The organism is uncultured Paraglaciecola sp., from assembly GCF_963977085.1.
GTDB lineage: Bacteria > Pseudomonadota > Gammaproteobacteria > Enterobacterales > Alteromonadaceae > Paraglaciecola.
The window spans coordinates 68949-80383 of sequence record NZ_CAXBNC010000017.1 but is presented as its reverse complement, the minus strand read 5'-3'; the positions used below and the strand labels follow the sequence as shown (position 1 = coordinate 80383).

At 42.0% G+C, this 11435-nt stretch carries 8 protein-coding genes; 4 read left to right on the top strand and 4 right to left on the bottom strand.

The features are described from left to right. Positions 1 to 22 precede the first annotated feature (22 nt). Positions 23 to 454 (bottom strand): DUF3859 domain-containing protein, encoded by a 432-nt coding sequence (locus AAC000_RS17390; protein ID WP_339724435.1) that lies wholly within the window; start codon positions 452 to 454, stop codon positions 23 to 25. Between the two features lie 111 nt (positions 455 to 565). On the opposite strand from AAC000_RS17390, the gene AAC000_RS17385 reads away from it, so the two are divergent. After that, positions 566 to 1687 carry an HD domain-containing phosphohydrolase gene (locus AAC000_RS17385; protein WP_339724434.1) on the top strand — a complete coding sequence of 374 codons (1122 nt, stop codon included), beginning with the start codon at positions 566 to 568 and terminating at the stop codon, positions 1685 to 1687. Positions 1688 to 1870: 183 nt separating this feature from the next. On the opposite strand, the gene AAC000_RS17380 is transcribed toward AAC000_RS17385, so the two are convergent. Next, on the bottom strand, positions 1871 to 3097 hold the full coding sequence (locus AAC000_RS17380) for a threonine/serine exporter family protein (RefSeq protein ID WP_339724432.1): 1227 nt from the start codon (positions 3095 to 3097) through the stop codon (positions 1871 to 1873). Positions 3098 to 3630: 533 nt separating this feature from the next. Here AAC000_RS17380 and AAC000_RS17375 point away from each other — a divergent pair. Beyond that, complete coding sequence (locus AAC000_RS17375; RefSeq protein ID WP_339724430.1) at positions 3631 to 4305, top strand: MYXO-CTERM sorting domain-containing protein; 675 nt, start codon at positions 3631 to 3633, stop codon at positions 4303 to 4305. A 1-nt stretch (position 4306) separates the two neighbouring features. After that, complete coding sequence (gene pulA, locus AAC000_RS17370; protein ID WP_339724428.1) at positions 4307 to 8371, top strand: pullulanase-type alpha-1,6-glucosidase; 4065 nt, start codon at positions 4307 to 4309, stop codon at positions 8369 to 8371. An 81-nt stretch (positions 8372 to 8452) separates the two neighbouring features. Here pulA and AAC000_RS17365 read toward each other — a convergent pair whose 3' ends face one another. Together AAC000_RS17365 and AAC000_RS17360 are read right to left on the bottom strand one after the other, a co-directional pair. Continuing rightward, positions 8453 to 9610 carry an iron-containing alcohol dehydrogenase gene (locus AAC000_RS17365; protein ID WP_339724426.1) on the bottom strand — a complete coding sequence of 386 codons (1158 nt, stop codon included), beginning with the start codon at positions 9608 to 9610 and terminating at the stop codon, positions 8453 to 8455. Between the two features lie 44 nt (positions 9611 to 9654). After that, positions 9655 to 10353, bottom strand: a complete 699-nt coding sequence (locus AAC000_RS17360; protein WP_339724424.1) for a type 1 glutamine amidotransferase domain-containing protein — start codon at positions 10351 to 10353, stop codon at positions 9655 to 9657. Between the two features lie 120 nt (positions 10354 to 10473). On the opposite strand from AAC000_RS17360, the gene AAC000_RS17355 reads away from it, so the two are divergent. Then, on the top strand, positions 10474 to 11406 hold the full coding sequence (locus AAC000_RS17355; protein WP_339724422.1) for a LysR substrate-binding domain-containing protein: 933 nt from the start codon (positions 10474 to 10476) through the stop codon (positions 11404 to 11406). Positions 11407 to 11435 lie beyond the last annotated feature (29 nt).

The window sequence follows — 11435 nt, the reverse complement described above, 5'->3', positions numbered from 1 at the left end:
ATTGGGGTATTTAGAAACAATGCTAATACCCTCTTTTTTTCCAAAATTGGATCTCACCGTCACCGTGCTCGGTTAATACACTAAAGGTTTTTTGTGCGATGACTTTCCCACCGCACTCGATAACCATGCGCCAGTCTCCTACTTTATCGTGAATGGGAGCCCATATTGTGTCGCCTAAATAGAACTCCCAATCATTGTTTCTCACATATACGACTCCTGAAAATGGCGCCATCACATCGCCATTTTCATCAGCAATATCGGGATGAAAAATAAACCAATCTAAGCGTTTTCCTTTAGATTTTTTCGCATTGACAATAAAGCCAAATTCGATTTCAAGCTCAGCAGGTATATTAGTCGTAAAGGTTTTTATCTTTGGGAGGCTTTTACTTTTTTCGTCCCAGTGTTCATAAATACCGTAACTGCTTATTTCAAAAAATGTACGTAATTTAGACAAATACTCTCCTAGTACATCGATCTTTTTTCATTGTTTTGGAATATAACCTAGAAAGTTTATACTGGCTGCAGATACTTACTGATAAATACATTAACTTTTTGAGGATCAAATATGTCTAAGCATTACGACAACCTCAGTGAACTGAATCAATACACGCCGCTACGTGAAAAGTTAATTGCCACACATAAATCTGTTAGTGAGTTGTTTCCATTTATTCAGAGGATTGCTATTGCGATTTATGATCCTCAAACCACTATGTTGAAAACCTACTTACACAGTAGTGGTGAAGATAATCCTCTGGAGAACTATCAAGCTCTTTTGAATGATGCTCCTTCTCTCAAAAACATCCTTAAAGAAGGGTTACCTAGAGTTATCAATAATTTACTTACATTTGAAGCAAGCCATAATGCCCATACCAAACGAATTGGCCGCCAAGGTTATGCTGCTAGTTACACCTTGCCTATTTTTAATAATGGCATTTTTATTGGTTTTGTTTTCTTTAATTCCAAACAAAATGACGTATTTACAGAACAAGTTTTACGACAAATAGATGTCTATGGCCATATGATTTCGTTAATGGTAATTAATGAATTAACCTCGATTCAAACCTTGTCAGCAGCGGTTAAAACGGCAAGCAGCATTACTCATGTACGCGATCCTGAAACAGGTAGCCACTTAGATCGCATGTCTCGTTATAGCCGTATTATTGCCACAACATTGGCCGGTAAATACAACTTAGATGACGAATACATTGAACATATATTTATGTTTTCCCCGCTCCATGATATTGGCAAAATTAGTATTCCAGATAACATCTTGCTGAAACCAGGCAAACTCAATAAGGAAGAGCGGATCATCATGAACACCCACGCCAACAAAGGCAGGGAAATAGTGGATGAACTCCTTAAAAACTTTGGACTTGAAAATATTAAATACATGTCAATGTTGCGTAATATTGCGCAATGCCATCATGAAGCCATCAATGGAAAAGGTTATCCACAAGGTATAAAAGGTGATCAAATTCCGATCGAGGCACGCATTGTAGCCGTTGCCGATGTATTTGATGCATTAACCAGTGCCCGTTCTTACAAAGCAGCCTGGAGTAACAAAAAAGCCATCGATACCTTGCTTGAAATGGCCGGAGAAAAACTCGATGTAGATTGTGTTAACGCACTCATTCAAAATATGGATGAAGTAGAAACGATTCAAAAATTATTTATTGAGACCGAGTAGAATAGCCATTTATAACGCCACTATTATGAAAAATGTTTTGAGTTAGTGGCAAAAAACACGCCACCACGCCACTTTGAATAAAGCTTTCTCAAGATTTTCCGCATTTTTTCATGCTCTCTTTTTCAATGTCCCTTTTAATTTCACTGATAAAAGCGTCTAGTTTTCACTTAAAAGACAGTATTGTTACAACGCTTTTCTAGTGGGCATAACCACGTTGGCAAAGATTAAACCTGCCACCAGCGACATCAGTATTAAAAAGGTTTCCTGACCAATATGATCAACTTTAATAATATCTTGGCCTGAGATGAATGAATTGAGTCCAATGTAGGTTTTTGAACCCGGCACCAACACAATTAAACCATGCATAGCAACTATGGTAGAAGGCGCGTTAACAATACGTGAAAATAGATTAGCAAACACGCCCAATGCAAATGCACCTACAAAGGCACCAAGTCCGTTTTCAAGAAATCCGGAACTCCAAGTAGATACCCCATAGGCTATAAAGGTAGATGCTATTGCCCAAGGAACATGCTTAATTCGGGTACGAAATATAGCGACCAGACCTACACTCAGCATTAATACACCCATCCAGTTGACCCAAAAAGGTAGCGTAGCTGCCATGGCCAGTTCTTGTTGACCAAATAATTGATACCCCAAACTTACCCCCAAAAAAGCACCAAAATACAGTTTGAATAGCTGCATGATGGCGTCCATTACCCTAGAGGTTCCCGATACCATATTTCGTGAGGACAATTCAGCTAATCCCATGGTTAACGACAAACCAGGTACCAAAATGATTAATGAGGAAAGAATGATCAACCAGATATTAAAACCTGATGATGAATAATGATTAATAGCACAGGCTCCGAAGCCCACTGTAAAAGACGCTACAGGTTCCAACATCAAGTTGACTCGCTTAGAACGAAGTGCCCAAAGCGTCCAAAAGTAGACCATCCCCCCCAACAAACCAGAGTAAATAATTTCTGACCAACCGGCACCCATCAACATAGAAAATGCACTGGTAGACATGCTAAAAGCCACACCAGTTAAGCTTTTTCCATAAGGGCTGGGCATGGCTTCAATTTCGACCAATTGAGTATTGGCTTCAGCCAGCGAGATTTTTCCTGATAACAATTCAAAGGCTAATTCGTCGGTGCGAGACAAAGAGTTCATGTCCAGCTCACCGGGTTGCATCCGTGCAGAATGGTTATATTCATCTTCATGATGATCACTCCACAGCACAATTGTGAGAGTGGTAGGGGTAGAGTTAAAAGACGCATGTAGCCCAAAATGCGTCGCAATTTCTGTCAAATACGCTTCTAAACGAAAAGAGGGAGAACCGTATTTGTGTAACATTTTACCCAATCTAAGGATAAAACGCCGTATTTGTATAAACTCTAACTTGTCCATTTTTCTATAACAACTTCAATAATTAACGTAATACAGGGAGCCGAAAGAAAAAGCTACAAGCATATTCGACGATGATAAACAGGGCGCGGATTCTAGTAATAGAATAGACACAATACAACGTACATTTTTTGAACCACTTGGATTAGAAAAACTAATGCTTACGCATTGCGTAAATGTCACTTAATGGTGACACTTTAACTGTAGCAGGGTTGATAAGCTTAATTATCTATACTCAAACTTAAAATATAAAAACACAAGTTGTAATGTCACCATAGGTATTGCAATTTAAGGCTATATTCCTAGTGATTTCGACACGTTAGATTGAATCACAGGCTTTATCTATCCCTAAAGACTTCTTTCCCAAATACCAGCGTCCTTTAGTCATATCACCTTTTAACTGCATACGTATTCATGGCTTTTCGCAATAAATTCAATGGTTGAATATTTTTTTTTGCATTAGAGTTTTCTGTAAACAACTTGTCAACAAGCTGTTGCACAAGTGTATTCACCCTCTAACATAAAAGGCTTAAAACGTGAAAACTGCACCAAAAATATTGACATTATTATGCTTGCTGTTTGCATCTGGCGCCAATGCAACATTGCTTACAAATGGAGCGTTCCAAAGTTGTAACTTTAACAGTTGGGACACCTATACCGATGGAGTGACTAATGCCGTTCGCGACGGCGATTTTAATATAATTGATAATGCTGGCGACTGTCAGGCAGAGATCAATATTGATGTTAATAATGGGGCAACGGCCGTTTTTGCCAATACTTTGTCAACCGAGCTTGACTTAAGTGTGGCTGCTGATTCACAACTATGGCTTAGTTTTGACTGGGACTTTGCTGGGTTTGATGATGGCAGCGACATTGCGGATTTATTCTTTGTTAATCTTATCGATGACATCGGTAATATTACTGGTGCTGATGGCACCCCAGGTTTTTTAATTGCACCTACCAGTCTATATGGCGCAGGCACCTTTTCTGTGATGCTTGATAGTAGCTTTCACAATCAAACGGGTTGGTTTTTAGATTTTAACTTAGAAGCTGGCTATACCCCTGATTCATATTCCTCAACTTTATTAATCGACAATGTAACACTTACCGCCATACCTACAGAGGTACCCGCGCCTCCTATGTCTGCCTTACTACTACTTGGCACAGCCGCTCTGTTTAGCAGGCGCTCTCAATCCAACAGGACTCGTTGATATGAAATTATTTAGCCAAATAAATATGTTGCTACTGCTGCTGTTGGCACCTTTCGCCGATGCAGCATGGCAAGATGCAGACAGCGGAGAATTTAGCTACTCCGCTCGACCTGTTTATGATCGTGTTAATCGTCAGTACAGTGCAATAGTCACGCTCACCAATACCGGCAGTGAGATCAGCGCGCCGTTACGGGTGATATTTGATGCCAGCAGCCATCAAATAATGAACGCCAATGGCGTTGACAACGATTTACCTTTTATTACCCTAGCTATCAATGAGCTAGCAGCAGGAGCTACGCACAAGTTTACAGTGAAGCTGGGCTTGACTCGCGCGGCGTTATCCATGGAAATGCGACTTCAGGCCGATATTTCCTCAGAAGGCCCGCCTAGCACTGGATTACAACTAGCAGACAATCAAATTGCGATATTCTATCAACGGGACGATGGCAATTATCAAGGTTGGGGTTTACATTTATGGAACGGTGAAGGTTGTGGTGACTATGCCGCTCCTACTAGCGAAAGTCCCCATTTTGGCAATTGGGGTGATCCTTACCCTGCTGATGGTGAGCACCCTATCTACGGCGCCTATTATATTGTCACTATTACCCCAGGTGCTTCCTGTTATAACTTTATTGTACACAGTGGCGACAACAAAGCCTTGGGTAATAACAACAGTCGATTTGAACCAGAAAATGGCCAGCAAGCCTTTACTTTTCATGGCTACCCAGAATTATGGTATGAGCCTCTCGCCTCTCGCCCTTTTACTGTTGATGGCGCCAAAGCGCACTGGATAAATACCAATACTTTAGTGTGGCTAACCTCAAGCGATGCCGCTGAATATCGTTTATACACATCTGCCGATGCCAGTTTGTCCAGCGTTAATGATGAAACATTAGCCGCTGCCAACTTTACTCAATTAACTATGGCGATTGTTGACCCAGCTGTGTATGTCCAAGATCCACAACTTAACGGTTTTAGTGGGTTTACTCTGGATGTCAGTACAGAGCAGGCTAAACTATGGGCAACACAACAGTTACTTGCGGTAGCACTGGACGCCCAAGGCGAACTCGTTGAAGCCACGAGAGTACAACTTCCTAGACTATTAGATAACTTATATACCAGCGCAGCTAACGATGCCGATGAAGCCCAATTAGGGGTCACTTATAACAATGACAGTGTCACCGCCACCCTTTGGGCTCCTACTGCCAAAGCAGTTAATATTCAAATATTTAATAGCAATAAACAGCTAGTTGCCAACCATGCTATGAGCCTAGATACGGCAACAGGGATCTGGACTTACAACGGCACTCAAGTTGACTTAGATCGTCAGTTTTATCGCTACGATGTGACTGTCTATCACCCCCTTACTGAACAAATTGAACAATTAATCACAACCGACCCTTATTCTGTTAGCTTGGCTATCAATGGCCGTTACAGCCAGTTTGTCGACCTTCAAGATGCCGATTTAAAGCCTATTAACTGGGATGCCCACACTGTGCCTACTATCATCGATCCCGAAGACGCGGTGATCTACGAAGGACATATTCGTGACTTTAGTATTCTCGATCAAAGTACCAGTGCCGCCCATCGTGGCAAATACATGGCCTTTACCGAGCTTAACTCAGCGCCTATGCAACATTTACAAAGTCTGCAACAAGCGGGGTTAACCCATTTCCATGTCTTACCGGCCAATGATATTGCCTCTATCCAAGAAGATAGCAGTCTGCGAGTGGATGTAACCGATACCGTTGCCAAACTGTGCCAAATGAATAACACAGCACCGGTATGTGGCGTGGAAGATAACCAGTCAACATTATTACAGGTGCTCCAAAGTTACGATCCAGCCACCACAGATGCCCAAGCATTGGTGGATTCTATGCGTGGCATGGATGGATTCAACTGGGGATATGATCCACAACATTTTGCTGCTCCTGAAGGGAGTTATGCAACCGATGCTGATGGTGTCAGCCGTATTCTAGAAATGCGCGCCATGAACCAGTCTTTACACGAAATGGGGCTAAGAGTGATCTTAGATGTGGTGTATAACCATGCGGCGTCATCAGGCCTTTACGACAACGCAGTATTGGACAAAGTGGTGCCCGGGTATTACCACCGCTTAAACGAAACCAGTGGTCAAATTGAAAACTCCACCTGCTGTGAAAACACCGCCACTGAACATAAAATGATGGCCAAATTGATGAATGATTCGTTGGTGAGTTTTGCTGAACATTTTGGCTTTGATGGCTTTCGATTTGATCTAATGGGACATATACCTAAACAGGCTATTTTAGATGCCCGTGAAGCAGTACGTGCAGTGGACGCCGATACTTACTTTTATGGCGAAGGATGGAATTTTGGAGAGGTGGCGAATAACAGGCGTTTTGAGCAAGCTTCACAATTGAACATGGCCGGCAGTGAAATTGGTACCTATTCTGATCGACAACGTGATGCAGTGCGAGACGGCGCCATGTTTACCGGCGGTAGCATCAGCGAACAAGACGTGATCCGTGTTGGCCTAGTAGGCAATGTTGGCAGCTATCAGTTTGTTGCAGCCAGCGATAACTATCTATCAACTTACGACTACCAATGGAATGGACAGCCCGCTGGATACAGTGAAGATCCCGCTGATACTGTTAACTACATCTCCAAACATGACAACGAAACCTTGTGGGACAAATTACAATACGCTTTGCCAAGCGATTTAGGAATTCAAGACCGAGTACGTATTCAAAACGTGGCGTTATCTATCCCGCTTTTAAGTCAAGGGATCCCGTTTTTACATATGGGCTCTGATTTAATTCGTTCTAAGTCCATGGACAGAAATACCTATGATGCCGGAGACTGGTTTAATCGGGTTGATTTCACCCAAACCAGTAACAACTGGAATATAGGTTTACCTTTAGCACAAGATAACCAAAACAATTGGGGCAACATTAGTCCAATTAGCGGCAACACCAATAGTGACTTTACTGCCACTGATGTTGATCTGACGGCGTCTTTGTTTAAAGAATTTTTACAAATTCGCAGCGCCAGTAAATTATTCCGTTTAAATAGCGCAGCAGATATCTCACAACGAATTAAATTCCACAATACCGGTAGCCAGCAAGAGCAAGGCCTGATCGTAATGAGTCTCGACGACGGTATAGGTTTAGCAGATTTAGACAGCAATAATGACGCGATTGTGGTGATAATCAATGGCAGCGCCTCTACGCAATCTGTCAACGTAAATAACGCCAATGCTTTTGTACTTCATCAAAGTCAGCAACAATCGGCCGATCCAATAGTACAAACAGCTACTTTTAACGACGGTACTTTTAGCGTCCCCCCGTTAACTACTGCGGTATTTGTTAAACCACAAGATGGCGCACAAGGTTACGGGTTATCTGCCCTGCCCCCTTATGGAGAACAACCTATTTATCTACGTGGTGATTTTAATTCATGGGACACATCATTACCCTTTAACTACCAAGGCAACGACAACTACGAATTAGATGCCGCCCTATTACAAGGTGATTATCAGTTCAAAATCGCCGACCAAAACTTTGCTGCGGTCAACATTGGTGGAGAATTCACTATGCCTATAGGCTCCCCAGCGACGCTGACTAACGGGGCTAATAACTTAAGTTTAAGTTTGATTGCTGATGGCAACTATAAGTTTGTATTAGATGCAACCAACACAGCCAATCCTAGCCTCACCATCATTCCTGAAGATCCCAATGCCATTCCACCTCCTTATGGCAATCATGTGCCTTTGTTACGAGGCGACATGAACGGTTGGGGCACTACTTCCCCCCTAAGCTACCAGGGTAACGATATTTATCGCGGAGTATTTAATATCGCCGCAGGCAGTTACTACTTCAAAATTGCCGATCAAGATTGGGGCGGTAGTGGCGGCGTAAATCTGGGAGGCAATATGGATGTAGAATTGAATACAGTTGTCACCCTGTATCCAGGTTCAAACGACAATATGCTTATCAATATACAAAATGGCGGCGAGTTCAATTTCGAGCTAGATGCCAGTAATCTAGGTAGCCCAACATTGACTGTGACTGAGCAGCCAGAGTAATCAAACAAATAACCTGAGTCACTCAATCATCACAAAAAAAGGGGCACTTGGCCCCTTTTTTTATTCTTCAAATAACTCAAATTACAGTGCAGTGACTAATATTTCACGGCTAACCTCAGGTGTTACTGCGCCATGTTCACCCAACTTCAGCATACCGTGCCCCACTAATTTTTCGATTAATAGATCTATATCAGCTTCACCTAAATCGACCTGAGATAAACGTGTAGGCACCTGCATCTTTTCAAAAAACTGCTCGGTCAGTTCAATGGCAGTATCGATACGTGACTCTTCATCACCTTCGGTAATATTCCAGATACGCTCAGCATACTGTAATAATTTTCCACGTTTTGCTTCTTTGCATACTTTCATTACCGCAGGTAAAACGATTGATAAGGTACGCGCGTGGTCTATGCCATGAGTACCTGTTAATTCGTGTCCGATCATGTGTGTTGCCCAATCTTGTGGCACACCTGCTCCTATCAAACCATTAAGCGCCATAGTTGCCGCCCACATAATATTGCCACGAACCTCTAAATCTTTGGACGTATCAGGCGCCAATGCTTTTGGCCCTTCTTCAATTAAGGTAAGCAATAATCCTTCCGCAAAACGGTCTTGCACTTTAGCGTTAACACTATAGGTTAGATACTGCTCCATAGTGTGTACAAATGCATCCACAACCCCGTTGCCTACCTGACGGTCCGACAATGAAAGAGTGACCGCAGGGTCAAGCACAGCAAATATAGGACGAACCAAGGGACTGTTGAAAGGTAATTTATTACCATCACGAGTTACTACCGCACCGGTATTTGACTCAGAGCCAGTCGCAGGTAGAGTCAAGACACAAGCAAGAGGCAACGCTTTTTTAATACGTGTCTGTTTGCTTACTATTTCCCAAGGGTCATCACCTTCGAATAATGCCGCAGCAGCGATAAATTTAGACCCATCAACTACCGAGCCGCCACCAACAGCTAAAATAAAATCGATCTTATTGTCTTTAATAATATCTTGAGCCTTCATTAACGTATCGTAACTTGGGTTTGGCTCAATGCCCGAAAATTCAAACCAAGTATGCTTAGTTAATGCCGCTGCAACTTGATCATACACCCCGTTACTTTTGATAGAGCCCCCACCATAAGTCACCAATATTTTGGCATTACTAGGGATCTGTTTACCTATTGAGGCTATTTGACCTTCACCAAAACGAATTTGGGTAGTATTTTGAAAACTAAAATTTAACATGAATAATATTCCTCACTTTTTTAAAGGTTTCAGCTCTCTAAAGCCTAGGCTAAAATTGCCAATAATTTTTTTGCTGCTAATTCTGAGCTCGCAGGATTTTGTCCAGTAATAACTAGGCCATCCTGAATTGCAAATGCGCTCCAGTCAGCAACCTTTTGATAATTGCCACCGCGCTTAATCAATTCATCTTCTAGTAAAAAAGGCACAATGTTAGTTAATTGAACTGCCTCTTCTTCACTATTGGTAAAACCCGTTACCGCTTTGCCTTTAACCACATATTCTCCATTAGCATCTTTAATATTCAAAAATGCAGCACTGGCATGACATACTGCGGCTACCGGCTTCTTGGCCGCTAAGAAGTTTTCAATCAAAGAAATTGAGGTCTGGTTATCGGTAAGATCCCATAATGGCCCGTGACCACCTGGGTAGAAAACTGCGTCATAATCAGAAGCATCAAGATCAAGTAATTTTGTGGTATTGGCCATCAATCTTTGTACTTCGTTATCCGTATCGTAACGCTTAGTTGCTAGGGTTTGAAAATCTTCTAATTCACTCTTAGGGTCAATAGGTGGCTGGCCGCCAGCGACAGAAGCAATACTCACTTTTATGCCTGCATCGATAAAAGCGTAATATGGCGCTGCAAATTCTTCTACCCAGAAACCCGTCTTTTCACCGCTATCACCTAGCTCAGCATGTGACGTTAACACCATTAATATGTGCTTAGCTGTTTGTGATGTTTTCATAGTTTTTCTCTTATCTGTCTTGAATTTGAAATCAGTGTAAACCTCCAGTAAATTTCTAACAATACAGAGAAATTAGACAACATTGTTCAAACAATTGATACAATACTGCTATAGTGGCTTATGAACTTATATTTTGAACAACTGAAAAGCATGGTGGTTTTTGCTCAAGTCATTGAGCAAGGTAATCTCACGGCAGCTGCGAAACATATAGGTTTATCCCGAGCTGTGGTCAGCTATCACATTAAAAAATTAGAATCTGAGCTTGGGGTGAAATTGCTCAACCGCACTACACGTTCAATTTCACTAACTGAAGCAGGGGCTGAGTATTACCAGTCATGCCGAATCATTGCCGATCGCGCCACCACAGCGAATCAACAAATAGAGAACCTTAAAAACGAACCAGAGGGATTGTTGAAGATTACCTGCCCGGTCAATGTGGGTTTGCAAATGGTAGTGCCAGCACTGAATAATTTTCGCGATTTATACCCCAAAATTGACCTCGATGTCATGCTCACTGATGAAGTGGTAAATATCATACAAGAAGGTATCGATCTGGCGATCCGAGGAGCTCCATTGCCTGATTCAGGTTTACAAGCAAGTAAACTTTCTACTCTACAGACCTGCCTATGCGGATCGCCAGATTATTTCAACAAACGCGGTAGGCCAAAAGTTCCAGCTGATTTACAACCACACCAATGGGTAGTCTATAAAATGACTGCAGGAACCATTGAGCTAAGTAAAGACAATCTTTCATACAGTGTGGCAGTAAAAGGAGGGATCAGTACCAATAATGCCGCCGCTCGAACTGCTTTTCTTGAAGGGGGTCATGGCATAGGTAGGGTGCCTGTATATGACGCTTGGCCCAAGATCCAAGCAGGAAAATTAGAATCAGTATTAGATGATTACCAGCTAAAAGACATTAACATATATGGCGTTTTTCCGCCTGGCAGCGCAGCCTCAAAAAAGCTACGACTATTACTCGATTATTTAAAAGAGTATTTCATTAAGATTGAACAGCAAACAAAAAATGCAGTGCCTAGCATTAGAGGCTAAGTAACATTAGGACGCTTTTATTACCTTTA